The following is a 23,399-nucleotide window of genomic DNA, read 5'->3' as shown; positions in this document are numbered from 1 at the left end:
CCATACGTTGCAATTCTTCGTGCGGATCGGGAATAGCCCGGCGCCTCGCTCGGGTTGTCTCTGTGGTCGGTGACTCCCGTCACAGCTGACGAACCTTCTTGCGCGACGCCGCGCGACATCCACTTTCTGCCGATTGGATCCGCTCCGTGAGCGAACGCGCCCTCCCAGACGTCTCCCCCACGACCGACACCGCCCCTGCCGCCGCGGCGGGCCCAGACACCTCGACCGGCCAGCACCACACCGACGCCGAGGCCCTGCACGGCGCCCGCAACTCGCGGGTGATCTGGCTGCTGCTCGCGGCCGCCTTCGTCGTGATCCTCAACGAGACGATCATGGGCGTGGCGATCCCGCACCTCGTCACCGATCTCGGCATCACGATCTCCGAGGCGCAGTGGCTGACCACGGCGTTCATGCTCACGATGGCGGTCGTCATCCCGATCACCGGCTACCTGCTGCAGCGCTTCTCGACGCGCGCGGTGTTCATCGCCGCGATGGGCCTGTTCTCGACCGGCACGCTCATCTCGGCCCTCGCACCGGGATTCGAGATGCTGCTCGGCGGTCGCGTCGTGCAGGCGACCGGCACGGCGATCATGATGCCGTTGCTCATGACCACCCTCATGACGCTCGTCGCGCCCTCCGACCGCGGCCGGTTCATGGGCCGCGTCTCGACGGTGATCTCGGTGGCCCCCGCGATCGGGCCCACGATCTCCGGCCTGATCCTCAGCTTCCTCTCGTGGCGCTTCATGTTCTGGCTGGTGCTGCCGATCGCCGTGACGATGCTGATCATCGGCACCCGACGCGTCGAGAACGTGAACACCCCCAAGCGACTGCCGCTCGACGTCTTCTCGGTCGTGCTCTCGGCGATCGGCTTCGGTGGGCTCGTCTACGGCCTCAGCCTCATCGGCGGTGAGGCCGCCGGCACCGCGACGCCGGCACAGATGTGGATCTCGCTCGGCGCCGGTGCCTTCGGCATCCTCGCGTTCGTCGTCCGCCAGCTCCTGCTGCAGCGTCGCGACCGCGCGCTGCTCGACCTGCGGCCGTTCAAGTCCGCGAATTTCGCGATCTCGATCGCGCTCATGACCGTCATGATGGCCGCGCTCTTCGGCACGATCATCCTGCTGCCGATCTACCTGCAGAACGTGCTGCACCTCGAGCCGATCATGACCGGCCTGCTCCTGCTGCCCGGCGGACTCGTGATGGGTCTGCTCGGCCCCACCGTCGGCCGCCTCTACGACCGTTTCGGCCCGCGGCCGCTGCTCGTTCCCGGCAGCATCCTCGTGAGCGGCGTGCTCTGGTCGCTGACGCTCGTCTCGGAGCAGACATCGCCGTGGCTGCTGCTCGCGGCCCACATCGCGCTCTCGGCCGGACTCGCGTTCATGTTCACGCCGCTGTTCACGACCGCCCTCGGTTCGGTGCAGCCGCGCTTCTACGCGCACGGATCGGCGATCGTCGGCACCGTCCAGCAGGTCGGCGGTGCAGCGGGCACCGCGCTGTTCATCACGGTGATGGCCGCCGCGAGCGCCGCAGCCGCACCGACGGCGAGCTCGGCCGAGGCCGCCGAAGCCGCCGGCATCCACACCGCGTTCCTGGTCGGCGCGATCCTGTCGCTCTTCGCGATCGTCGGCAGCGCGTTCGTGCGGCGTCCGGCCGACACCGGCGGCGAGTTCGTGGCGCACTGATCGGCCGCCCCACGCAGAACGACTCGGGCCCGCCCTGCGCATCAGCGCCGGGCGGGCCCGAGTTCGTTCGCGGCCACCGTCGACCAGACCGTCGCCGATCGACGTTCGCGGCGGCCGTCCACCGATCGGCGGCGGTCGTCCGCCACCGGCCGGCCGGCCTCCGTCGGCCGAGCCGTGGGGCTCAGCCGCAGTCGGGGCGGCAGCTGCGCTGCGAGAGCGCATCGACGAGCACGATGCCGAGGTCTTCGGGCTTCGAGGCGGAGTAGGCCCCGCCCTTCGTGACCTTTGCGATCTTCTGCATGGCCTCGAGGTCGGTATCGGGTCCGAAGCCGATCAGAATGACCGGCACGGGCTGCCCGCTCTCTTCGCCCTTCGCGAGCTCGGCGATGAGCGTGTCGAGGTTGATCCCGTTCTCATCCTCGTTCTTGCCGTCGGTGATGAGCAGCACGGCGTTGACCTTCTCGGGGTCGTAGCCTTCGCGCACCCGGCCGACCGCGGCGAGCACGGTGTCGTAGAGTCCGGTCGCCCCGCCGAGGCGGCCGGGAAGCGATTGGATGATGCCGGCGATCTGCTGGGTGTGCGCGGCATCTCCGAGCGGTGCGATCGCGGCGAGTTCCTCGTAGTCGAGGTCGCCGTTGCGCATCGTCGAGAACGCCCACACGCCGAGGTCGACCTCACCCGAGAACTTCGAGACCGCGTTCATGGCCGCCTGCTGGAAGATGTCGATGCGGCGCAGGCCGTTCTCGGCCGGCTCCTCCATCGAGCCCGAGACGTCGATGACCGAGAGGTAGCGGGCACGGAGCGACAGCACGCCCCACGTGCGCAGCAGCGTGAGGGCGGTGGCCGAATCGACGGGCAGCACCTGGGCCACTGGGCCCTCGGGCGCGATGCCGAGCGTGTCGATCTTGCCCGCGCCGAGCGCCGTGCGGAAACCGGCCGCGGTGAGACGGTCGTACGAGGCCGTCGCGGCCTTCTCGAACGCCGCGAGCAGGCGACCGCGCTCCGACAGGCTCTGCGCGACCTCGGTCGTCGAGGCGGTCGAGCTCCGCCCGGCCAGGCCGACGGTCTGCACGTGCGCCGTCGACCCCTTGGAGACCGAGGGCTCGGCCGCCGGCTCCGCGGCGTCCTCGCCGGTCTCGCCCTCGGCCGCAAGTGCCGCCTCGTCGGCGGCATCGCCGATGCGCACGAGCGGATAGTCGAGCATGAGCGTGCCATCGGTCGGGTAGCCGGCCGTGAGCGTCTCGCTCGGCTCGTCGCCGTTGTACTCGGCGACCTGCGCCTCGCTCGTGAGCACCACGCTCGGTTGCGCGGCCGAGGAGAGCGCGCCGAAGGCGGCGCTCGTGGACGCCGGAATCGACTTGCCGAGCGAGATCATGGCCGCGGCCAGCGGTCGCGGGTCTCCGGCCGGCGCGTGGGCGCCGAGCCCGACGAGGCTCGTGAGGCTCGCCGCCGAGGCCTCGGGGTCGGGCAGGATCGCGGGCAGCGACCCGTCGAGCACGCGGGCCCACGTCAGTGGTTCGCTGGCGATCTCGGTCGCGTCGGACGACGCCGTGGCGAATACGACGGGCGTGACCGCGATCGTCTGACCGACCCGGGCGTTCGGGGTCGACCGGCCGAGCGACGTCGCCGTGGCGCCGGCTCGGTCGACCCACACCGACGACTGCGGCACCCAGGCGTCGGCGTCGAGACCGCCGGAGGCGAGCACGGCCGACGTGTCGGCGGACTCCTGCGAGGTGATCTCGGTGCTGACGCAGCCGTCGTTGGCTGCGTCGAAATCCGCCGCGATGTCGGACAGCACTGGCGCGATCGTCGTGTCGGCGACGATACGCAGCTCCTCGACGCTCTCGCAGTCGGACCCGGCGGCAGCCTGGTTCGGGTCGAGATGACCGCCGATCCAGAGGTACACACCGGACGCGACGACGCCGGTGACGACGACTGCGGCGATGACGGACAGGTAGAGACCGCGTCTCGACGTCTTCGTCGTCGATGCGGTGACGCTGTGACGCCCCACGGACACTCCAAGCCCGACGGCAGCAAGGGCACCGTCGCATCCTTCGATTCGGGTTTCCCCCGGGTAAAGGGGGAAGGATTTGGTTCAGTGTAGGTTACGCACCGTCCGAGACGAAAAATACTCGTCTTCCCGTCTGGAATCCGACCGCGTTCACGAGGGCGGGCTTGACGCCCCCGCATCGCCGGAGTAGGCCGGACGGCAGGTGCCGTCATGACGCAACGAGTGTTCGAGGACCGCCGCGACGCGGGTCGCCGTCTGGCGGCGCTGCTGCGCGAACACGGGCGCGACGCGTGGGCGCGACCCGTCGTGCTGGGGCTTCCGCGTGGCGGGGTTCCGGTCGCGGCCGAGGTCGCCGACTCCCTCGCGGCCCCGCTCGACGTGCTCGTGGTGCGAAAGCTCGGGCTGCCGTTCCGCGAGGAGGTCGCCATGGGGGCGATCGGCGAAGAGGGTGCGCGCGTGCTGAACGACGACGTCGTCGCGCTCGGCGGCGTCGACGCCCGCACGCTCGCGGCGGTGGAGCGACGCGAGCGTGCCGAGCTCGAGGCGCGCGTGCGTCGGTTCCGCGGCGACGCCCCGCCGATCGAGCTCGCGGGGCGCACGGCGATCGTCGTCGACGACGGGGTGGCGACGGGCGCGACGGCCCGCGTGGCGTGCCTCGTCGCGCGGGCGCGAGCCGCGGCATCCGTGGTCCTGGCGGTGCCGGTCGCCTCGCCCGACGCGGCGGTCGGCCTCGTGGGCTCGCCCGCGATCGACGAGCTCGTGTGCCTCTCGACGCCCGCCGGGTTCATGGCAGTCGGGCAGTACTACCTCGACTTCACGCAGACGACGGATGCCGAGGTGCAGGCACTGCTCGCCGCGAACCGGTGAGTCGGAGGCGGTCGACGGCGGGGCCGACGGTGCCGATGACGACCGTGCCGCCGCGCTCGTCGTCGTGCGCGACCTCGGCGGCGAGCCCACCGGCCTCGACGAGCGCTGCGGTGGCCGCAGCCTGCCGCCGACCGGTCTCGATCAGCAGTCGCCCGTCGGGCGCGAGCCAGTCGAGGGCGGATGCCGCGACGCGCCGGTGCACGTCGAGACCGTCGGTTCCTCCGTCGAGTGCGACGCGAGCCTCGTGGTCGCGCGCCTCGGGCGGCATCATCGCGATCTCATCGGTGGGCACGTAGGGCGCGTTCACGGCGAGCACTTCGACACGGCCGCGGAGGTCGGCCGGCAGCGGTGCGAAGAGGTCGCCCTCGACGACGCGCGCACCGCGCGGTTCGAGGTTGCGCCGGGCGGCACGCACGGCGGCCGGGTCGAGGTCGGCCGCGACCAGCTCGATCGGCCCAGCGGCATCCGCGATCACGGCCCCGATCGCGCCCGCGCCGCAGCAGAGGTCGACGACGACGGGCACTCGACCGGATGCCGCGACCTCCGCCGCGAACCCCGACGCCGTCTCGGCGAGGAGCTCGGTGCGTCGTCGCGGCACGAAGACGCCGGGTTCGAGCAGGATGCGGAGGCCGCCGAACTCCGCCCAGCCGAGGAGTTGCTCGAGCGGTTCGCCGGCCATGCGCCGGGCGACCAGCCGCTCGAGCTCCGCCGCGGCATCATCGGCACCGCCGTGCGCACCGACATCGCCGCCACCGCCGAACCGCTCGGCGACCGCGGCCTCGAGCAGCACCGCCTCGTCCTCGGCGAACACGCAGCCCGCGGCGCGCAGTCGCGCGACGAGCACGGAGTCGGGCTCGGGTGCGGGCGCGGCGGCATCGATCACCCGGGAATGCTAGCCGCGCGCGCCGCGCGACGCACCGAGGGTGCACGCATCGCGCGGATGCCCTAACATCGAGCCCATGACCACGTCGACCTGCAGCTGGTGGCCCGCCTCCTAGGCGGACTCCACGTTTCGACGTACGACGACCGCCCGAGGGCGGTCGTTTTCGCATCTGCGGAAGGTTCCGGCCCGGGCCAGAAGACCACCGGAGAACTCATGACCGCACCGCACCCGGCCATCCCGAACGTCGCCCAGCCCGAGCGCCAGCCGGCGGCGCCGTCGAGCGCCCCGTCCGCGCTGCTCGCCTCGCTGCTCGCCGCGGGCGCCGATGCCCCGCCGTTCGCCGTCATCCGTCGCGAGCACGAGCCCACGCTCGACGTGCTCGTGGGCGACGTCGTCGACGTCGAACTTCTCGCCGACATCCCGCTCGACGGCGCGGAGGTGCTCGCACTCGTGCCGTTCCGGCAGGTTCGCGAGCGCGGGTTCGACGCGCACGACGACGGCGCGCCGATCCGCTGCCTGGTGGTGCGCGAGCGCGCCGAGCTCGCGGTCGCGGAGGCGATCGACGTGCTGCCGCGGCATCCGATCGCCGTCGACCTCGACGTGGACGCCAGCGACGAGGCCTATGCCGAGATCGTGCGCCGCGTGATCGACGACGAGATCGGGCGCGGCGAGGGCGCCAACTTCGTGATCCGCCGTGAGTTCGTGGGCGAGGTCGACGGGGCGCCGGCGGTCGCGGTGCTCGGCTGGCTGCGGGCGCTGCTCGAGCACGAGCGCGGCGCGTTCTGGACCTTCGCGGTGCACACGCCGGGGCTCTCGGCGGTCGGCGCGACGCCCGAGCGGCACGTCTCCTCGATCGACGGGCTCGTGTCGATGAACCCGATCAGCGGCACGTTCCGCCACGACGTGCTGACCGAGGCCGATGCCGCGACCTCGGTCGACGAACGCCTGCTCGCGTTCCTGCACGACGTCAAGGAGCGCGAGGAGCTCGTCATGGTCGTCGACGAGGAACTCAAGATGATGAGCGCGGTGTGCCCGGAGGGCGGGCGCATCCGGGGCCCCTTCCTGAAGCGGATGTCGCGCCTCACCCACACCGAGTACCTGCTCGAGGGGCACTCCGACCTCGACCCGCGCGAGGTGCTGCGCCGCACAATGTTCGCGCCGACCGTCACCGGGTCGCCGATGGGGAACGCGTGCTCGGTCATCGCCAGGCACGAGCCGACCGCGCGCGGCTACTACGCGGGCGTCTTCGCCCGGTTCACGCCGACCGCGACGGGGTACGACGTCGACGCTCCGATCCTCATCCGCACGGCGTACCTGCGCGACGGACGCGTGAGCGTGCCCGTCGGGGCGACGCTCGTGCGCCACTCCGACCCCGCCGGCGAGGTCGCCGAGACGCGGGCGAAGGCGGCCGGCCTGCTCACGGCGCTCGGTGCGATTCCACGGGCGGATGCCGTGGCACGGCCCGGTGCGACGGGTGCCGCCCGGTCGGGGGCAGGCCGCGATGCGTCCTCGGGCACGGCGCCGAGTGATGAGCACGCCGCCGCCGACCCGCACGCGGCGCTGCTCGCGGCCCGCAACGACCACCTCGCCGCGTTCTGGAGATCGCCGCAGCACGCGCACGAGCCGCGCGGACGCTCGGCGCTCGTGATCGACGCGAACGACGACTTCACGACGATGCTCGCGCACCAGCTGCGCCACCTCGGGCTCGACGTGCGGCTCGTGGCGTGGCACCAGGCGTCGGCTGCGGCATCCGAGGATCTCGTGGTGTTCGGCCCCGGACCAGGCGACCCGCGCGACGCGACCGACCCGCGCATCGCCCGCCTGCGCGAGCTCATCGCCGCACGCCTCGAAGCCGAACGCCCACTGCTCGCCGTCTGCCTCAGCCACCAGGTGCTCGCCGACCTCGCGGGCCTGCCGGTCGCGCCCCTGCCGACGCCCCGCCAGGGCGTGCAGCTGCCGATCGAGGTGTTCGGCGAGACCGCGGCCATCGGCTTCTACAACACGTTCTCAGCGCTCGCGTCCGACGGTTCGACCACGCCGCGCCTCGGCTTCGAGGTGGCCTCGGATGCCGCGACGGGCATCGTGCACGCCCTTCGCGGCCGTGGCGTGGCCTCCGTTCAGGGGCACCTCGAGTCGGTGACCTCGCCCGACGGCCTGGCGCTGCTCGAACGACTGGTCGACGGCGTGCTGACACCGACGGCGGTGGTGCCCTAGCCTTCGGGCATGGGCGACGGGCGAACGCGCGAGGTCGAGCTCGTGCTCTGCCTGCCGACGGGCGAGGTGCTGGGCACGACCGCGCGGTTCTCGGCCGAGCAGCCGTGGACCATGCTCGCGAGCGAGGTCGTCACCGCCGCCCGGGCATCGCTCGGACTCGAGGTGATCGTGCTGCGGCTGCTCGAGGTCGTGCGCCGCGCCGACGGCGTGCCCGACCTCGTGCGATACCTCGCCGAGGTCGACGCCGTGCCGCAAATCGGGCTGACGGATGCCGCTGCGCGCGTCGCGGCATCCGTACCGCTGCGCATGCCGTGGGCCGAGCCCGGCGGCCCCACCCGTGCGTTGCGCTGGGCCGCGCACGAACTCGCCGAGCGGGGCGTCGCGCTCACCGCGCCCGCCCAGCAGGTGCGGACCTGGAACCTCTCGAGTGTCTGGCGCCTGCCGACCGGCCGGGGCGATGTCTGGCTCAAGCAGGTGCCGCCGTTCTTCGCGCACGAGGGCGGGATCATCGAGCGGCTCGGACGGCGCGAGCGGCTCGGGCGGGACGAGCCGCACCGCCGTCACCCGGTGCCGCACGTGATCGCACGGGACGACGGCCTCGTGCTGCTGGCCGACATCCCGGGCGACGACCTCCACGACGGCTCGACGGTCGAGCAGCAGCGCGCCATGATCGACCTGCTCGTCGGTATCCAGTTCGATCAGGCGGGCGCGGTCGATGACCTGCTCGCGCTCGGCCTGCCCGATTGGCGGATGCCGGCCCTCGCCGCCCCGGCGACGCATGCGCTCGAGACGGCCGCCGACCGACTCGAGCCCGCGCTGCGCGAATCCGTGCGCGCACTCGTCGACGGACTCGACGTGCGCGCCGCCCGGGTCGTCGCGTGCGGCCTGCCCGACACCCTCGTGCACGGCGACTTCGCGCCAGGCAACGTGCGCGGCCGCGGGCTCGACCTGACCCTGCTCGACTGGGGCGACTCCGGTGTCGGGCATCCGCTGCTCGACGCGGCCGCCTTCACCGACCGGGTCGACGCAGGGCACGCCGAGCTCGCTCGTCGGCACTGGACCGATGCGTGGGCCACGGCGGTGCCCGGTTCGGATCCGGCGCGCGCGGCGTTGCTGCTGGCGCCGGTCGCCGCGCTGCGGCAGGCCGTCATCTATCAAGGGTTCCTCGATCGCATCGAGCCCGACGAACGGGTGTACCACCGCGACGACCCCGCGACGTGGCTGGCGCGAGCGGCCGACCTGGTCGCAGCCGATCCGCAGGTGCGCTGAGTTGCTCGCAATCGATGCCCGGTGCGCTGAGCTGGTCGCAGCAGATCCCGCTGCGCGCTGAGCAGCGGCGGACGCGACGGAACGGACCCGATGCATGCGCGCGACCCACCCGCGTCAGCCGAGCGCGATGACGGCGTCGAGGATCTCGGCGTCGAGGTCGCGATCGGCGAACACGAGCCGTTCGAGGTGGGTCGTGTCGCCGCCGCCGAGCGGCTCGGCGCCCGACGAACCACGCCACGCGAGGTCGAGGCCCAGCCGCTCGAGCACGCGGATGGAGACCGGGTTGTTCGCGAACACGCGCGCGGTGACGGGAGCGTCGGGTGCGCTCTCGACGGCCGCCTCGAGCGATGACCCGGCCGCCTCGCCGGCCAGCCCGTGCCCCCACGCAGCGGGTTCGAACCGATACCCGAGGTTCCAGGCACCCAATGCCATCATGTTCGCCCCGGCGACGCCGATGAAGCGACCTGCGGCGAGTGAGCCGACGGGCTCGCGGAGTCGCACGGCATTCATGCCGAAGCCGTGCTCCCGCCGGCTCCGCACCGCCTGCTCGATGGCCCGTTCGGTCTGGCCCCGATCGAGATGGCGGCCCGCGGGCAGGTGCTGCCAGGTGCGCTCGTCGCCGTACACCCGAAACATGTCGTCGACGTCATCGACGGTGAGCGGGCTCAGTACGAGCCGGCTGGTCGTTCGCGCGACGTTCATCGCCTCGATGTTCTCGCGGACCGCCGACATGCGCTCGAGCCCCGCGTTCCGCGCATCGCCACCGTGCGAAGACGCGCCGCTACTTGAGCAACCGCGACAGCACGCGGTCGGCGAGCGGCTTGCCGCCGGTCTGGCACGTCGGGCAGTACTGGAACGTCGAGTCCGCGAACCGCACCTCGCGCACGGTGTCGCCGCAGACCGGACACTTCTCTCCCGTGCGGGCGTGCACCTGCATGCCGCGGCGCTTCGCGTCTTTGAGGTCGGCCGGCGGGCGACCGGATGCCGCGGCCACCGCCTCGGCGAGCGTGTCGCGCAGCGCGGTGAACAAGGTCTCGACCTGCTCGGGCGTGAGCTTCGCGGCGAGCGCGTACGGCGACATGCGCGCCGCGTGCAGGATCTCGTCGGAGTAGGCGTTGCCGATGCCCGCGAACACCGACTGGTCGCGCAGCACGCCCTTGATCTGCGTGCGCCGCCCGTCGAGCACGGCCTGGAAGTCGGCGAGCGTGAACTCGGGCGCCGTCGGGTCGGGGCCGAGGCGCGAGATGCCCGGAACCTCGTTCGGATCGCGCACCACGTAGACCGCGAGCGACTTCTTCGTACCGGCCTCGGTGAGATCGAAGCCCGCGCCGTCGTCGAGCTTGACGCGCAGGGCGATCGGCCCCTTGCCCGGCTTCAGAATGGTCTTCGACACCTCGTCGAACCACCGCAGCCACCCGGCACGGGCGAGGTGGAAGACGAGGTGCAACGGCTCGGTGCCGACGCTCAGGTCGACGAACTTGCCGTGGCGTGCGACCGCCGTGATCGTGCCGCCCGCGAGCGCGTGCAGCGGAGGATCGAAGGTCTTCAGCGCCGAGATCGCGGTGACCGACGCCGAGGTCACCGCGTGACCGACCGCGCGCTCGCGGAGGAACGCGGCGAGCGCATCGACCTCCGGCAGTTCGGGCACGCTCTCATGCTGCCACCGACCGCCGACGACGGCCAGCGTTCGCGCGGCCGTTCCCCTCGGCCGCCGCTCCGGTTAGGGTCGGAGCATGCCGAACGAGCAGAGCAGCGACCTCCGCGTCTTCGCCCTCGAGCCCGAGGGCGAGCCGATCTCGACCGAAGACGACGCGATCGACCTCATCGGCAGCGTCTGGTCGCACGAGGCGAAGACCGCGATGGTGCCCGTCGAACGGCTCGATCCCGCGTTCTTCGACCTGAGCACCGGGCTCGCCGGCGCCTTCACGCAGAAGCTCGTGAACTACCGGGTGCGTCTCGTGATCGTCGGCGACCTGACCGCGTACACCGAGGCGAGCCGAGCGCTGAGCGACTACGTGTGGGAGTCCAATCGCGGCGACCAGGTGTGGTTCGTGCGCGACGACGCCGAGCTCGCGAACAAACTCGCCGCGCGCGGGTAGCGCTCGCCGCGCGGTGCGATCGCCCGCGGCATCCGTACACACGTTCGAATGTCGGTGGTTGGTGAGAAGCTCTCACTATGAAGACGATCGAGCTGCGGCAGGCCCGCCACCTCGAGGTGGGCGACACCCTCGTGAATGTCGCCGGTCATGTCTACGAGGTCACCAAGCTGACCCGCATCGGCCGAGGCATCCGCGTGCAGTACCTGACCTCCGAGGGGCGGCCGGGGCGGTTCACCGCGGCGCCCGAGTCGCTCAGCCGCGTCTACGCGAGTTCGTCGCGCAGCACGCCGATCTCGGCCTGATCCGGGGCGCGTCGGCCAGGAGCATGCTTCCCCGGGGCATCCTGATCCGGGGCATCCTGATCCGCGACCGACGGGCCATCACGCACCTTTGAGCGGCAGTATCTCGCCGCCCGTCTGGCACGTCGGGCAGTACTGCGCGGTCGTGCTCGCGAACGTGAAGTCGGCGATCGCGTCGCCGCACACCGGGCACGGCTCGCCCGTGCGACCGTGGGCGCGCATGGCGGCGACCTTCTCGGCCTTGAGCCGGGCGATCGGCACGCCCCGGCGCTCGGCGATCGCGGCACCGACCACGCCGACCGTCGCGTCGAACAGGCGATCGAGCTCGTCACCCCCGAGCGCTGAGGCGTGCCCGACGGGCGAGACCTTCGCCGCATGCAGGATCTCGTCGGAGTAGGCGTTGCCGATGCCCGCAAGCGATTCCTGCTCCTGCAGCACGGCCTTCACCTGCTTGCGACGGCCCACGAGGGCCGCATCGAAGTCGGCCCGCGAGAACTGGGCCGAAGCCGGATCAGGACCGAGCTTCGCCACCGCGGGTACCTCGAACGCGTCGTCGACCACCCAGCATCCGAGCGAGACCCAGTCGCCCGCGTCGGTCAGCTCGAGCGCCGGCCCCTCGTCGAAGGCGAGCGTCGCGAGCGTGGGCGGCGGCGGGTCGGATGCCGCGGCATCCGATTCGGCGATGGAACCGGCCCAGCGCGCCCACCCGTGGCGGCCGAGCGACACGACGAGATGGCCCGCCGGCCCGAAGGCCAGGTCGAGGAGCTTGCCGTGGCGAGTCACGCCGGTCACGCGCTCGCCCGCGAGGGACTCGGGCGGCCGACCGCGTGTCTTCGCGATGCGGAACTCGATCACGTCGACGTCGACGAGCGTTCGACCCGTCAGCCGGGCGTCGAGTTCTTCGGCGAGTGCCTGCACTTCCGGTGACTCGGGCATGCCAGCAGCCTTGCACAGGCGGGCGACATCGTGGCGTGCGAACGCGAACGTCCGCGGCGAGGCGTCGGTCTCGTTTCCGGGGTGGTTCCGCGTCGGCGCCGACCACTACGATCGCCCCGTGGACCCGTACACGGCGCGGCAGCTGCTGCGCATCTTCCCCGACGCCCCGCTCACGGTCGACCTCGTCGACCGTGCCTATTCCGGCGAGTCATGGGCCCGGCATCCGTCGCGGTACCCCGATCCGGTGCAGCGGCAGCAGGCCGAGGCGTGGGCCGCGTCCCTCGAGATCGCGCGCGACGTGCTGCTGCGAGAGGTCGGCCGCCCGGCGTGGCTCGGCGCCCCCGTCGAGCCGCACGCACCGGCCGCGCCGTCGCCGTTCACCGCGCCCTCGTTCACCGTTCCCGGGTCTGCCGCTCCCCCGATGCCGACGCCCTCGGTCGCCGCTCCCGGTGGCCCCACCTTCGCACCAGCGCGACGGCGCGGCCTGCGCTGGCCGGCCGTCGCCGGCATCGTCGCGGGGTCGCTCGCGGTTCTCGCCCTGATCGTCGTGGCCGCCGTCGGCGCGACCCGGGCGCTCTCCACGGCTGTCACCGACGCGCAGCGCGACGTCGAGAACACCATGGTCGACCGGTACCAGTCCGGCGAGACCCTCTTCGAGTTTCCAGCCGCCCTCGAGTACTACTACGACGGCCGGTACGACGAGCTCTGCATCGACGCCGAGAACGGATGCTGGGAGGCCGCGCTGTTCACCGAGTCCGATTGCGCGGCGCTCCAGATCGTCGTGGCGTACAGCGACGACCCGGACGCCTGGCAGGGCGAGCACGAGGTCACGCTCGACGTCGAGAACGTCGTCGCCTACGAGGCGACGCCGTTCGTGTTCGGCGACGACGCGTACGACTACGGCTGGGTGCAGCAGGTCACCTGTCTCGACGCGCCGACGGTCTGACGCACGGACCGCGCGTCGCCGCGCGGAGCACGCCCGGTGCTCGTCACGCCGCGGTCCGCTGCGCGACCGCCACGAGATCGTCGAGCAGCTCGCGGCCCTCCTGCCAGTCGCCGAGGTCGCTCGCCGCGTTGATGTGCCCGAGCGGGCCGACCGAGACGAAGCCCGCTCCGAGGCGTTCGGCGAGCTCGGCGGCGAACGCCCGGCTGCCATAGGGGTCGTCGTCGCTCGCGACCACGAGCGCGGGCAGTCCGAGCGGACGTACGCCGTCGCGGGCGAACTCCCTGGCCTGCTCGGGGAAGAGATCGCCGTCGGGGTCGGGCGGAGCGACGAGCAGCACGGCCGACGCGCCGCCGGGGTTGCGGCCGAGCCATTCGGCGACCGCGAGACATCCGAGGCTGTGCGCGACGATCACCGCGTCGGGTCCGGCCGACTCGCTCGCACGGTCGAGCGCCGCCAGCCAGTCGTCGAGACGCGGCTCGTTCCACGACGTGGGTGCGATGCGCACGGTCTGCTCGAGGTCGAGCTCCCAGCGCGTCTGCCAGTGGGTGGGCCCCGAGCCGCCGATGCCGGGCACGATGAGGTGGGTCATGCCCTCATGGTGCCGAATCGAGCCCGGATCGGCATCCTGTATGACTGCCGGTGTCCGCAGATTTCCTGCCGTTGCACCGGAGCTTGCGACCGTCGCGGGCGAGCGCTCGCCCGCGGCTCACACCTCGGTGACGCGCCCGCCCTCGACGTGCCAGCGCCGGTCGAGGTTCACCCGCTCGAGCATGCGACGGTCGTGCGTGACGAGCAGGAGCGTGCCGTCGTACCCCTCGAGCGCCTGCTCGAGCTGCTCGATCGCGATCAGGTCGAGGTGGTTCGTGGGTTCGTCGAGCACGAGCACGTTGACGCCGCGCGACTGCAGCAGCGCCATGCCGGCGCGCGTGCGCTCACCGGGCGAGAGGTCGTCGACGGGTCGCAGCACGTGGTCGGCCTTGAGCCCGAATTTCGCGAGCAGCGTGCGCACCTCGCCCGAGCTGAGTTCGGGTACGAGCGCTTCGAAGGCGTCGGCCAGCGGCATCCGCCCTGCGAGCTGCGACCTGGCCTGGTCGATCTCGCCGATCGCGACCGACGAGCCGAGGCTCCCGCGGCCGTCGTCGGGCTCGATGCGGCCGAGCAGCAGTCCGAGCAGGGTCGACTTGCCGGCGCCGTTCGGGCCCGTGATGCCGATGCGGTCGCCGGCCTGCACCTGCAGCGACACCGGACCGAGCGTGAAGTCGCCACGGGTCACGGATGCCGCAGCGAGCGTCGCGACCACGGCCGACGACCTTGGCGCCTGGCCGATCGTGAACTCGAGCTTCCATTCCTTTCGCGGCTCCTCGACCTCGTCGAGGCGCGCGATGCGGCTCTCCATCTGGCGCACCTTCTGCGCCTGCTTCTCGCTCGACTCGCTCGCGGCCTTGCGGCGGATCTTGTCGTTGTCGGGCGACTTCTTCATGGCGTTGCGCACACCCTGGCTCGACCACTCCCGCTGTACGCGGGCGCGCGAGACGAGGTCGGCCTTCTTCGAGGCGAACTCCTCGTAGTCCTCGCGCGCGTGCCGGCGCACGGTCTCGCGCTCCTCGAGGTAGGCGTCGTACCCGCCGCCGTAGAGACGGTTGGAGTGCTGGGCGAGGTCGAGTTCGAGCACCTTCGTGACCGTGCGGGCGAGGAACTCCCGGTCGTGGCTCACGAGCACCACTCCCCCGCGCAGTCCGGCGACGAACGCCTCGAGCCGGGCGAGCCCGTCGAGGTCGAGATCGTTCGTGGGCTCGTCGAGCAGCACGAGGTCGAAGCGCGAGCAGATGAGCGCCGCGAGACCGACGCGCGCGGCCTGCCCGCCGGAGAGCCCGGTCATCAGCGAGTCGGGGGTGATGATCGGAGCTTCGGAGGTCGCGGCGCCGGCGCCCGCGCCCGATCCGACGACGAGTCCGAGTTCGGCGAGCACCGAGGGCAGCCGCTCGTCGAGATCCGCCGCCCCGGCCGCGAGCCAGCGCTCGAGGGCGACCGAGTACTCCTCGCCGGGGTCGACGCCGGCGGGTGGCTCTGGCAGCGCGAGCAGTTCGGCTGCGGCATCCATGCGAGCGGATGCCTCGGCGCAGCCCGTGCGTCGTGCCACGTACTGCGCGATCGTCTCGCCCTCGACGCGCTCGTGCTCCTGCGGCAGCCAGCCGACGAAGGCGTCGCTCGGAGCGAGTGACACGGTTCCCGCGAGGGCCTGGCCCGCCCCGCCGAGGATGCCGAGCAGCGTCGACTTGCCGGCGCCGTTCGCGCCCACGACCCCGATGACGTCGCCCGGCGCGACCGTGAGGTCGAGGCCTTCGAAGAGCGTGCGGTGGGCGTATCCGCCGGCGAGGCCCTGGGCCACGAGTGTTGCAGTCACCGGTCAACCCTAGCCAGCGCGGGGCTGTGAGGTCGCCGCGCCGATCACGCCCAGCCCGGCGCCGTGGGTCAGGGCCTCGGGTCGACGACGCTGGTCAGCGCCGCGTCTCAGGGCCGCGGGTCAGCGCCGCCAGAGGTACGGCGTCGTCGTCGAGACCTTGACGAGACCGGAGCGTTCGAGGATCGGTCGAGAGAACTCGGTCGAGTCGCTGTGGATCAGCGTCTTGCCGTGTGCGAGCGCGGATCGGGCACGGGCCGCGGTCAGGGCGCGGTAGATGCCGCGTCCGCGCCACGGTGCCCGCGTCGCCCCGCCCCAGATACCGGCGAAGTCGGTGTTCGCGACCGGTTCGAGCCGCCCGGCGCTGACGATCTCGCCGTCGGAGGCCTCGGCGACCCACAGCTCCATGCCGTCGTCGAGCGCGAGACGCCGCAGGAGCGCCTCGGCCATCGCGTCCGACACGGGGTCGCCGAAGACCTCGTCCTGCATGGCGCTCATGGCGCGCACGTCGGCCTCGTCGCGGACGCGTCGCAGCACGACGCCCTCGGGCAGCGGGACCTCGGCCGTGAGCCCGCCGGCCTCGCCGATCATGATCGACTCGGGCTCGTCGGCCTCGAATCCGTGGGCGAGCAGCGTCTCGTGCAGGCCGGGTGCGAGGTCGTGGCCGCGCGTCTTCCACTCGAACCTGGTGATCTCGGGCGCCGCTTCGTAGTGCGCGACCGCGCCCGCCACGAGGTCGGCGACGCCGGCGGCATCCGCCCCACCGAGATCGCGGTAGGTCACGAACCCGCGGCCGCCCGCGAAGGTCACCAGCCGCAGCGGCCCGAGGCGCTCGACCGAGATCGCGCTCGGCGTCTCGGCGTCCGTTCGCAGCTGGTCGTCGTAGGCCTGCAGCAGGCGCGCACGGTCCGGCATCGCCCGATCCGTCACTCGAACACCGGTGCGAGGAAGCGTCGCTCGTAGCGGCGGATGCACTTCGTCTCGACGGCGAACCGGTAGGCCTCGACGCACTCGGCGTCGGTGGCGGCCGCGATGCGGTACTGCTCGTAGTCGGCGAGCGACGGGAACGTGAAGAGCGCGAACGCCTCGTCGCTGTCACCCTCGCTCGGCAGGAAGTACCCGTGGTGGGTTCCGCCGAGGCGGTTGACGAGGCGGATCCAGCGCTCGCCGTACTCGCGGAACTCCGCGAGCTTGTCGGCATCGATCTCGTAGCGCAGGTGCACGGTGACAGGGTTGCTCATCCGAGACATCCTGCCCTATCTCCGAAGGTGTCGCATGCGGCGCATTCGGCGGCGCATTCCACAACTGACATATGCAATCGCATACGGTTGCCGGGTGCTCCGACGACTCCTCTCCCGCGCGTATTGGGCCTGCAGCCGATGGAAGCTCGTCAGCGAGCCGGCGCCCGGCCGCCCCAGCGTGCTCATCGGCGCACCGCACACCTCGAACTGGGACTTCGTGCTCATGCTCGCCATCGCCTGGCGCCTCGGCGTCGAGTTCCGCTGGCTCGGCAAGAAGAGCCTGTTCACCGGATGGCGCGGGCCGATCATGCGGAGCCTCGGCGGCATCCCGGTCGACCGCGACGACCCGAGCCGTGTCGTCGGCGAGGTCGTCGACCGCGTCCGCGGCGGCGAGGTCTTCGGGCTCGTCGTGACGCCCGACGGCACGCGCGGCAACAACACGTACTGGAAGTCCGGCTTCTACCGCATCGCCCGCGAGACCGGCATGCCCGTCACACTCGGGTACGTCGACCGCGCGACCATGACGGCCGGCCTCGGGCCGACCATCGACCTGACGGGCGACGTCGGCGCCGACATGAGCACGATCCGAACGTTCTACGCCGACAAGGCGGGACTCCGTCCGGAGTTCCGGACGGAGCCCCGCCTGCGCGACGAGACGGCCGCGAGCGTCTGACCCACGCGTGGTCGCCGTCGTCGACGCGGGCTACTCGGTCGTGGTCGAGAAGTCGAGCTTCGAGTCGGCGACGGCGATGACCGACCAGATGCCGCCACCGGCATCCGTGAACTCGTAGGCCGGAACGACGAGCACACTGCCGTCGGGCTGCCACTGGCTCGCGAGACCGAGGCGCGCGCTCACGATCTCGACCTGGTTCACCGGCCACGAGATCGAGGCACCGGATGTCGGCGCCGCCGGCGGCTCGGTCGGCGGAACCCACTCGGTCGTCGCATCGGTGACGGCGCCCTCGCGGTACAGGATCGGGAGGGCCGTCATCTGCGCGCCGAACCGCGGGTCGGAGAGGCGCTCGAACGCCGTCTGCTCGCTGACGATCTCGTAGTCGCCGATCGGCACCACCTCGGCGAGTGCGCCGTAGGCGTTGAGCAGGCCCTCCTCGGAGACCTCGGCGGTCCAGCTCTGGTCGAGACGCTGGCCGTCGATCACGGGCCACGCCTGCGCGGTGCGCGTGACCGAGCCCTCCCAGGTCTGCGAGGTGTACTCGAACGCGTCGGCGTCGCGGCCCGTCGCCGAGATGACGGAGCGCAGCGCGTCGATCGCGGTCGCCTCGCTCGGCGCCGTTCCGGTGGGTTGGCACGGCTCGACGATGCCGGGCTCGATGCTCGGGTCGGTCGCCGGATCGACGGCGTCGCCGCCGACGATGCCGCCCGACCCGGTGGAGCCGTCGCCGTTCGCCGGGCACGACCACGGGTCGAGCGTCGGGTCGTAGAACGAGAAGCTCAGCGTGCCGTCGAGTCCGACGGTCAGGCTGGCCGAAGTGCCGTCCTGCGAGCCGACGGTCCAGGAGCCGTTCGCCAGCACGGGAGTGCCCTCGACGCCGAGCGCGGCCGCGAGCCCGCCGACCGTCTCGACGTTCGATGCCGCGCGGGGGTCGTAGCCGTATCCGGCCGCAGTGCCCGAGGTCGTGCCGAGTCCCGACGAGCTGAACTCGTTGCGACCGAACGCGTACGGCGCCATCGAGTCGGCCGACATCTTCTGGGCCGCGCCAGCACCGGCGCCCGCCCTCGCGTCGGCGCCGACCGCGACCTCGGGGGCCGCGCCGCCCGAGACGCCCTGCAACGAGATCGCCGGTGCCGCACCGCCCGCGAGGTTCGACGAGCCGTCGTTCGCGGCGCCGAGCGCGTAGCCGGCCCCGCCGAACACGACGAGGGATGCCGCGACCGCCGCGACCGGGATCCAGCGCGGACGTCGGCGGGCCCGCTCGGCGCCCAGGTCGGCGACGGGAGCCGCGGGTGCGGCGGGGGCACCGGGGGCCGCGGAGCCGTCTGCCGTCGAGGCGCCCATGGTACCGGCGTCCGCGGCGGCAGCCGCGACGACCCCGTCGACGAAGCCCGCGCGCGGCTCGACGCCCGCGGCCGGATCGGCGGCGCGCAGTCGCGCCTCGGGGTCGAGTTCGTGACCGTCGTTCGGCTCGTGGTCGTCGTTCATGGGGATCACCCTCCGATGTGCAGTGCTGAAGCGTGTGGCGTCGAGCCCGGCACCTGCCGGAATCCGCCCTCACCAGTGGATATGTCGCCGGAAGCCCCGACCTTGCACGGCGGCCCGATCGGCCGACTCGTGCTGGATGCCGCTAGAACGACAGCCGCTCGCCCCACGCCTCTCGCAGGCGCTTGCGGGCCCGCGACAGCGCGGCATCCGCCCCGGATCTGGAGATCTCGAGCACCGCGGCGAGCTCCTCGCCGTCGAGGCCCTCCCACGCGTGCAGCAGCAGGATGCTGCGGTCGCGCTCACCCACGCTCTCGAGCGCGCCGCGCAGCTCGGCGTCGAACAGCGCGCTGAGCTCGGGGTCTTCGCTCACGCGCACGGCGCCCGACTCGGGCACCTCCTCGACGGCCAGGTCGACGTGCTTGCGTCGGTGGTTCGCGAGCGTGAACCCCGCCGTGCGGTACAGCCACGGCAGCACGGCCTCGCGCGGCACGTCGGCGCGGCGGCGCCACGCCGTGGCGAACACCTCGGCGGCGAGGTCCTCGGCGTCCTGCCGCGGACCGCGACGGGCGAAGTAGCGCACGAGCGCGGTCGAGTGCTCACGGGCGACCTCGGTGAACCACGCGAGATCGCCGGCCGCGGGCGTCGACTCGGGCGTCGGTTCGCGCGGCGCGTGCTGCGCGGCATCGGGCATCGCGGCCTCCGGGGTCGTCTCGGCGGTGTCGGCGTCGGTGCTGGCAGTCGTCACGAACAGATTGTGTCGTGACCGCCTCGCTTCTTGCACGGCGCGCCGACGAGATGCCGTTCCGCCTAGTCTGGGGGTGGAAGCGGATGCGCGCGTCGCGACATCCGATCGAGGAAAGGCCTTCGTGAAGCTCGTTCACCTGCAGCGGTTCGTCGCCATCGTGGATGCCGACCTTCACGTGCCGCGCGCCGCAGATGCCACTGGGGTGCCGCTCGCCGCGCTCTACTCGACCATCGACACGCTCGAGGAGGAGACGGGCCAGCCCCTCTTCACGCGGGCCAAGTCCGGCTGGGGGTTGACCGAGGCGGGCGCACTGCTCCTCGACGAGGCGCATCGGCGCATCGCCGACGCGCCCGCGACGACGACCAAGCCGGCCGTGCCGGCCGGCGGCAAGGCGAAGGCGTCGAAGGGCAAGGGCCGCGCTCCGATCGTGAAGGGCGAGCCCAAGCCCTACAAGAAGCGTCAGGGTCGCTAGGCCGCGTCGCTCTTCGCGACCACCGGGCTCCGGGCTCCGGGCTCCGGGCTCCGGGCTCCGGGCTCCGGGCTCCGGGCTCCGACGATATGCCGCGGAGGCCGCTCCCAGCGTTCTCCCCGGCGGCGCACAGAGTCGCCCAATATGCGCGCGATACCGTGACGGCATGCAGATCGAGGCTCCGGATGTCACCGCGAGCGACGACCCGACCCTCGGCCTCACCCTGAGCGGCGGCGCCGCGTTCGGTGCCGCCCACGTGGGCGTGCTGCAGGAACTCGCGGAACGCGGCATCCGCCCCGGTATCACCGCGGGCACGAGTTCCGGCGCGATCGTCGCCGCGGCCTACGCCGCCGGATTCGACGTGCAGCAGATCGAGCGCGCCGTGCTCGCGTTCCGCTGGCGCGACATCGCGAAGTGGTCGTTCGCCCCCCGCGCGGCGCTGCTCGACTCGCGTGCGATCGACGACGCCGTGCTGCGCGTCTTCGGCCGCGACCCCGTGATCGAGCAGCTCCCCCGGCGGTTCGGCGCGGTCGCGACCGATCTCCGTACGCGTCGGGCGGTGACCGTCGACCGCGGTCCCCTGAGCGTCGCCCTGCGGTCGAGCATCGCCGTGCCCGGCCTGCTCGCTCCGGTGCGTCGCAACGGCAGCTGGCTGGCCGACGGCGGCATGGTCGACAACGTGCCCGTCGACGCCACCCGCGCGCTCGGTGCTTCCCGAGTGATCGTCGTGCGGTTGCACGCCAAGTTCGAGAACGTCCGCATGATGCGCACCGTGAGCCGCACGGCCGACCTCGTCAGCGACCCTTCCGTCGTGCTGATCCAGCCCGAGATGGAGCGCATGGCCCAGTGGACGATGGCCGACGCGCCGCGCCTCATCGCCGAGGGCCGCCGGGCGGCCGCCGCCGCGCTCGACGCCACGGCACTGCGCGACGTGCCCTCCGAGCCGGCGCCGACGCTCGCGGCCGTCACCGCCTGAGGCGCCGCGGCCCTCGCCGCTCCGCTGCGCGCTGCCGCCGTGGGCATCGTGCCGCTCGCGCCGTTCGACGATCTCGGCTGCAGATCGGAGCGACCCGGTCCTTGCGCGACCCATGTCAGAGTTCGGCGCCGGCCACAACCCCTTGGTGCCCTCGGGCGCCGCAGGTTGAATGGCCTCGAACCCGAGAAAGGCTGGTTTCATCATGGATACGAGCATCTGGATCTGGATCGTCGTCGCCATCGTCGTGATCGCGATCATCGTCGTCATCGTCGTCGTGGCGTCGTCCAGGCGGCGAGAGCGGGCCAAGGTCGAAGCTGACCGGCGCCGGTCGGCCGAGCTGCGGGCGAAGGCCGAATCGACGGAACGCGACGCTCGCGAGCAGGCCGCGGCCGCGTCGCAGGCCGAGGCCGACCGCCTCGCCGCCCGGTCGAACGCTGCGCAGGCTGAGGCGGATGCCGAACGCGCGCGCCTCGAGGCCGAACGCCTGGAGCGCGAGAGCGCCGAACGCGCCGAACGCGCGACCCGCCTGCAGCAGGAAGCCGACGAGCACGCCCGTCACGCCGCCGAAGTGGACCCCGACCTGAGGTCGACCGAGGACCCGGGCTCGACCGGCGCCCGGAACCGTGCCGGAACCGAGACCGGAACCGAGACCGAGACGCATGCCGCGGCGACCGGGGCTCCCCGCGCTGGTCGCAGCTCCACGGACGCTCGACTCGACGACGACCCCCGACGGGATGCCGCTCGCGTCGACACCGTCGATGCGGCGGGGGATTCGCGAACGACGGAGCCCGCCCCGCCTCGCCCTGCGGTCACGAACCCGACCGACCCGGGCGAGGGGCGGACTGCACCCCGCCGAACCGACGACACGGGGCGCTGACCGGCCCCGTCGAACGCGACGGCCTCACCGCACGACACCGGCTCCGACGCTCGGCGCCGGTGTCGGCGGTCAGCGGTCGGTGGTCGGCGCGCGAAACTCAGGAGATTCGTGCACTCGCACGGCCTGTCGCCCGGAAACGCTCGGCGTGTCGCCAGATCATCCTGAATACCGCACGCCGGGCGCGCTACCCGGTCTGGAACTGAGCACCGCGACCGCCTCGAGCGGGCAGATCAGACGTTGAAGCGGAACTCCACGACGTCGCCGTCCTGCATGACGTAGTCCTTGCCCTCCATGCGCGCCTTGCCCTTGGCACGGGCCTCGGCGACCGAGCCGGTCTCGACGAGGTCGGCGAACGAGATGACCTCGGCCTTGATGAAGCCGCGCTCGAAGTCCGTGTGGATGACGCCGGCGGCCTGGGGTGCCTTGTCGCCCTTGTGGATCGTCCACGCGCGCGACTCCTTGGGGCCGGCGGTGAGGTACGTCTGCAGGCCGAGGGTGTCGAAGCCGATGCGGGCGAGCTGGTCGAGGCCGGATTCCTCCTGACCGGTCGAGGCGAGCAGTTCGGCGGCGTCCTCGGGGTCGAGGTCGATGAGCTCGGACTCGATCTTCGCGTCGAGGAACACGGCCTCGGCGGGGGCGACCAGCGCGGCGAGCTCCGCCTTCTTCGCGTCATCCGTCAGCACGGTCTCGTCGACGTTGAAGACGTAGATGAACGGCTTGGCGGTGAGCAGGCCGAGCTCGCGAACGGGCGCGAGGTCGACGGATGCCGCAGACAGGGGCGTGCCCTTCTGCAGCACGTCCAGTGCGGCCTTCGCGGCCTCGAGCACCGACGGGTCGAGCTTCTTTCCCTTGATCTCCTTCTCGTAGCGCGGAATGGCGCGCTCGAGCGTCTCGAGGTCGGCGAGGATCAGCTCGGTGTTGATGGTCTCCATGTCGGACTTCGGGTCGACCTTGCCGTCGACGTGCACGACGTCGCCGTCGGTGAAACCGCGCACGACCTGCGCAATCGCATCGGCCTCGCGGATGTTGGCGAGGAACTTGTTGCCGAGGCCCTCGCCCTCCGACGCGCCGCGCACGATGCCGGCGATGTCGACGAACGACACCGCCGCGGGCAGGATGCGCTCCGAGCCGAAGATCCCGGCGAGCACCTCGAGGCGCTGGTCGGGCAGGTTCACGACGCCCACGTTGGGCTCGATCGTCGCGAACGGGTAGTTCGCCGCGAGCACCTGGTTCTTGGTGAGGGCGTTGAAGAGGGTGGACTTGCCGACGTTGGGCAGGCCGACGATGCCGATAGTGAGAGCCACGGGGGTCTATCGTACCGGTGCC

The 23,399-nt window shown here is 72.1% G+C and carries 23 protein-coding genes; 11 read left to right on the top strand and 12 right to left on the bottom strand.

Going from position 1 to position 23,399, the window contains the following annotated elements; translation table 11 throughout:
* Positions 1 to 146 precede the first annotated feature (146 nt).
* Positions 147 to 1,679: an MDR family MFS transporter gene (locus tag ATC03_RS07270; protein WP_084003364.1), complete on the top strand. Its 1,533-nt coding sequence runs from the start codon at positions 147 to 149 to the stop codon at positions 1,677 to 1,679.
* A 181-nt stretch (positions 1,680 to 1,860) separates the two neighbouring features.
* Here ATC03_RS07270 and ATC03_RS07265 read toward each other — a convergent pair whose 3' ends face one another.
* Entirely contained in the window at positions 1,861 to 3,690 is a 1,830-nt protein-coding gene (locus ATC03_RS07265; protein ID WP_152030888.1) for a VWA domain-containing protein, read from the bottom strand.
* 210 nt (positions 3,691 to 3,900) lie between these two features.
* Here ATC03_RS07265 and ATC03_RS07260 point away from each other — a divergent pair, with 210 nt between their 5' ends.
* Complete coding sequence (locus ATC03_RS07260) at positions 3,901 to 4,557, top strand: phosphoribosyltransferase (protein WP_067874971.1); 657 nt, start codon at positions 3,901 to 3,903, stop codon at positions 4,555 to 4,557.
* Here ATC03_RS07260 and ATC03_RS07255 read toward each other — a convergent pair.
* Positions 4,505 to 5,440: a putative protein N(5)-glutamine methyltransferase gene (locus tag ATC03_RS07255; RefSeq protein WP_067874968.1), complete on the bottom strand. Its 936-nt coding sequence runs from the start codon at positions 5,438 to 5,440 to the stop codon at positions 4,505 to 4,507. The genes ATC03_RS07260 and ATC03_RS07255 overlap by 53 nt on opposite strands.
* Positions 5,441 to 5,653: 213 nt before the next feature.
* On the opposite strand from ATC03_RS07255, the gene ATC03_RS07250 reads away from it, so the two are divergent.
* Positions 5,654 to 7,654, top strand: a complete 2,001-nt coding sequence (locus tag ATC03_RS07250; RefSeq protein ID WP_084003363.1) for an anthranilate synthase family protein — start codon at positions 5,654 to 5,656, stop codon at positions 7,652 to 7,654.
* Between the two features lie 9 nt (positions 7,655 to 7,663).
* On the top strand, positions 7,664 to 8,923 hold the full coding sequence (locus tag ATC03_RS07245; RefSeq protein WP_067874965.1) for a phosphotransferase family protein: 1,260 nt from the start codon (positions 7,664 to 7,666) through the stop codon (positions 8,921 to 8,923).
* A 114-nt stretch (positions 8,924 to 9,037) separates the two neighbouring features.
* On the opposite strand, the gene ATC03_RS07240 is transcribed toward ATC03_RS07245, so the two are convergent.
* Positions 9,038 to 9,655, bottom strand: coding sequence for a GNAT family N-acetyltransferase (locus ATC03_RS07240; protein WP_067874962.1), 618 nt, complete (start codon positions 9,653 to 9,655; stop codon positions 9,038 to 9,040).
* Positions 9,656 to 9,704: 49 nt separating this feature from the next.
* A complete protein-coding gene (locus ATC03_RS07235; RefSeq protein WP_067874959.1) occupies positions 9,705 to 10,571 on the bottom strand; it encodes an Fpg/Nei family DNA glycosylase in 867 nt (288 codons plus the stop codon).
* Positions 10,572 to 10,656: 85 nt separating this feature from the next.
* Between ATC03_RS07235 and ATC03_RS07230 the strand changes: the two genes are divergently transcribed.
* Together ATC03_RS07230 and ATC03_RS07225 are read left to right on the top strand one after the other, a co-directional pair.
* Positions 10,657 to 11,022, top strand: a complete 366-nt coding sequence (locus tag ATC03_RS07230; protein ID WP_067874956.1) for a DUF4180 domain-containing protein — start codon at positions 10,657 to 10,659, stop codon at positions 11,020 to 11,022.
* A gap of 77 nt (positions 11,023 to 11,099) precedes the next feature.
* Entirely contained in the window at positions 11,100 to 11,324 is a 225-nt protein-coding gene (locus tag ATC03_RS07225; protein ID WP_067874953.1) for a hypothetical protein, read from the top strand.
* 78 nt (positions 11,325 to 11,402) lie between these two features.
* Here the strand turns inward: ATC03_RS07225 and ATC03_RS07220 are convergent, their stop codons facing one another.
* Positions 11,403 to 12,257 (bottom strand): DNA-formamidopyrimidine glycosylase family protein, encoded by an 855-nt coding sequence (locus tag ATC03_RS07220; protein WP_067874949.1) that lies wholly within the window; start codon positions 12,255 to 12,257, stop codon positions 11,403 to 11,405.
* Positions 12,258 to 12,375: 118 nt separating this feature from the next.
* On the opposite strand from ATC03_RS07220, the gene ATC03_RS07215 reads away from it, so the two are divergent.
* Positions 12,376 to 13,203: a hypothetical protein gene (locus ATC03_RS07215; RefSeq protein ID WP_067874946.1), complete on the top strand. Its 828-nt coding sequence runs from the start codon at positions 12,376 to 12,378 to the stop codon at positions 13,201 to 13,203.
* A gap of 43 nt (positions 13,204 to 13,246) precedes the next feature.
* Here the strand turns inward: ATC03_RS07215 and ATC03_RS07210 are convergent, their stop codons facing one another.
* From ATC03_RS07210 to ATC03_RS07195, 4 genes are all read right to left on the bottom strand, one after another.
* The gene (locus tag ATC03_RS07210) at positions 13,247 to 13,792 is read right to left on the bottom strand and encodes an RBBP9/YdeN family alpha/beta hydrolase (protein WP_067874943.1); all 546 of its coding nucleotides are present in this window, start codon (positions 13,790 to 13,792) and stop codon (positions 13,247 to 13,249) included.
* 117 nt (positions 13,793 to 13,909) lie between these two features.
* Positions 13,910 to 15,607 carry an ABC-F family ATP-binding cassette domain-containing protein gene (locus ATC03_RS07205; protein ID WP_067874939.1) on the bottom strand — a complete coding sequence of 566 codons (1,698 nt, stop codon included), beginning with the start codon at positions 15,605 to 15,607 and terminating at the stop codon, positions 13,910 to 13,912.
* Positions 15,608 to 15,727: 120 nt separating this feature from the next.
* Positions 15,728 to 16,519: a GNAT family N-acetyltransferase gene (locus ATC03_RS07200; RefSeq protein WP_067874936.1), complete on the bottom strand. Its 792-nt coding sequence runs from the start codon at positions 16,517 to 16,519 to the stop codon at positions 15,728 to 15,730.
* Between the two features lie 11 nt (positions 16,520 to 16,530).
* Positions 16,531 to 16,845, bottom strand: coding sequence for an NIPSNAP family protein (locus ATC03_RS07195; protein WP_067874932.1), 315 nt, complete (start codon positions 16,843 to 16,845; stop codon positions 16,531 to 16,533).
* A 94-nt stretch (positions 16,846 to 16,939) separates the two neighbouring features.
* Between ATC03_RS07195 and ATC03_RS07190 the strand changes: the two genes are divergently transcribed.
* The gene (locus tag ATC03_RS07190) at positions 16,940 to 17,518 is read left to right on the top strand and encodes a 1-acyl-sn-glycerol-3-phosphate acyltransferase (RefSeq protein WP_067874928.1); all 579 of its coding nucleotides are present in this window, start codon (positions 16,940 to 16,942) and stop codon (positions 17,516 to 17,518) included.
* Positions 17,519 to 17,548: 30 nt separating this feature from the next.
* Here the strand turns inward: ATC03_RS07190 and ATC03_RS07185 are convergent, their stop codons facing one another.
* Both ATC03_RS07185 and ATC03_RS07180 read right to left on the bottom strand, forming a co-directional pair.
* Positions 17,549 to 19,006: a hypothetical protein gene (locus tag ATC03_RS07185; protein WP_067874925.1), complete on the bottom strand. Its 1,458-nt coding sequence runs from the start codon at positions 19,004 to 19,006 to the stop codon at positions 17,549 to 17,551.
* A 142-nt stretch (positions 19,007 to 19,148) separates the two neighbouring features.
* On the bottom strand, positions 19,149 to 19,751 hold the full coding sequence (locus ATC03_RS07180; protein ID WP_227820253.1) for an RNA polymerase sigma factor: 603 nt from the start codon (positions 19,749 to 19,751) through the stop codon (positions 19,149 to 19,151).
* A gap of 121 nt (positions 19,752 to 19,872) precedes the next feature.
* On the opposite strand from ATC03_RS07180, the gene ATC03_RS07175 reads away from it, so the two are divergent.
* From ATC03_RS07175 to ATC03_RS07165, 3 genes are all read left to right on the top strand, one after another.
* Positions 19,873 to 20,223 (top strand): LysR family transcriptional regulator, encoded by a 351-nt coding sequence (locus ATC03_RS07175; RefSeq protein ID WP_067881668.1) that lies wholly within the window; start codon positions 19,873 to 19,875, stop codon positions 20,221 to 20,223.
* Between the two features lie 163 nt (positions 20,224 to 20,386).
* Positions 20,387 to 21,196, top strand: a complete 810-nt coding sequence (locus ATC03_RS07170; RefSeq protein WP_067874922.1) for a patatin-like phospholipase family protein — start codon at positions 20,387 to 20,389, stop codon at positions 21,194 to 21,196.
* Positions 21,197 to 21,398: 202 nt separating this feature from the next.
* A complete protein-coding gene (locus ATC03_RS07165; RefSeq protein ID WP_067874919.1) occupies positions 21,399 to 22,073 on the top strand; it encodes a hypothetical protein in 675 nt (224 codons plus the stop codon).
* A 230-nt stretch (positions 22,074 to 22,303) separates the two neighbouring features.
* On the opposite strand, the gene ychF is transcribed toward ATC03_RS07165, so the two are convergent.
* Positions 22,304 to 23,377 carry a redox-regulated ATPase YchF gene (ychF, locus tag ATC03_RS07160; protein WP_067874916.1) on the bottom strand — a complete coding sequence of 358 codons (1,074 nt, stop codon included), beginning with the start codon at positions 23,375 to 23,377 and terminating at the stop codon, positions 22,304 to 22,306.
* Positions 23,378 to 23,399: the final 22 nt, after the last annotated feature.

The sequence above is a fragment of the Agromyces aureus genome (assembly GCF_001660485.1).
GTDB lineage: Bacteria > Actinomycetota > Actinomycetes > Actinomycetales > Microbacteriaceae > Agromyces > Agromyces aureus.
Note: the sequence above shows the minus strand (reverse complement) of the source record. Positions and strands in the feature narration are given on the sequence as shown.

Bases quoted from the DNA above. Each gene is read 5' to 3' on its own strand.
- ATC03_RS07260 (WP_067874971.1), top strand. From the start codon at position 3,901: ATGACGCAACGAGTGTTCGAGGACCGCCGCGACGCGGGTCGCCGTCTG.
- ATC03_RS07250 (WP_084003363.1), top strand. From the start codon at position 5,654: ATGACCGCACCGCACCCGGCCATCCCGAACGTCGCCCAGCCCGAGCGC.
- ATC03_RS07245 (WP_067874965.1), top strand. From the start codon at position 7,664: ATGGGCGACGGGCGAACGCGCGAGGTCGAGCTCGTGCTCTGCCTGCCG.
- ATC03_RS07240 (WP_067874962.1), bottom strand. From the start codon at position 9,655: ATGTCGGCGGTCCGCGAGAACATCGAGGCGATGAACGTCGCGCGAACG.
- ATC03_RS07230 (WP_067874956.1), top strand. From the start codon at position 10,657: ATGCCGAACGAGCAGAGCAGCGACCTCCGCGTCTTCGCCCTCGAGCCC.
- ATC03_RS07225 (WP_067874953.1), top strand. From the start codon at position 11,100: ATGAAGACGATCGAGCTGCGGCAGGCCCGCCACCTCGAGGTGGGCGAC.
- ATC03_RS07220 (WP_067874949.1), bottom strand. From the start codon at position 12,257: ATGCCCGAGTCACCGGAAGTGCAGGCACTCGCCGAAGAACTCGACGCC.
- ATC03_RS07210 (WP_067874943.1), bottom strand. From the start codon at position 13,792: ATGACCCACCTCATCGTGCCCGGCATCGGCGGCTCGGGGCCCACCCAC.
- ATC03_RS07200 (WP_067874936.1), bottom strand. From the start codon at position 16,519: ATGCCGGACCGTGCGCGCCTGCTGCAGGCCTACGACGACCAGCTGCGA.
- ATC03_RS07195 (WP_067874932.1), bottom strand. From the start codon at position 16,845: ATGAGCAACCCTGTCACCGTGCACCTGCGCTACGAGATCGATGCCGAC.
- ATC03_RS07185 (WP_067874925.1), bottom strand. From the start codon at position 19,006: ATGAACGACGACCACGAGCCGAACGACGGTCACGAACTCGACCCCGAG.
- ATC03_RS07170 (WP_067874922.1), top strand. From the start codon at position 20,387: ATGCAGATCGAGGCTCCGGATGTCACCGCGAGCGACGACCCGACCCTC.
- ATC03_RS07165 (WP_067874919.1), top strand. From the start codon at position 21,399: ATGGATACGAGCATCTGGATCTGGATCGTCGTCGCCATCGTCGTGATC.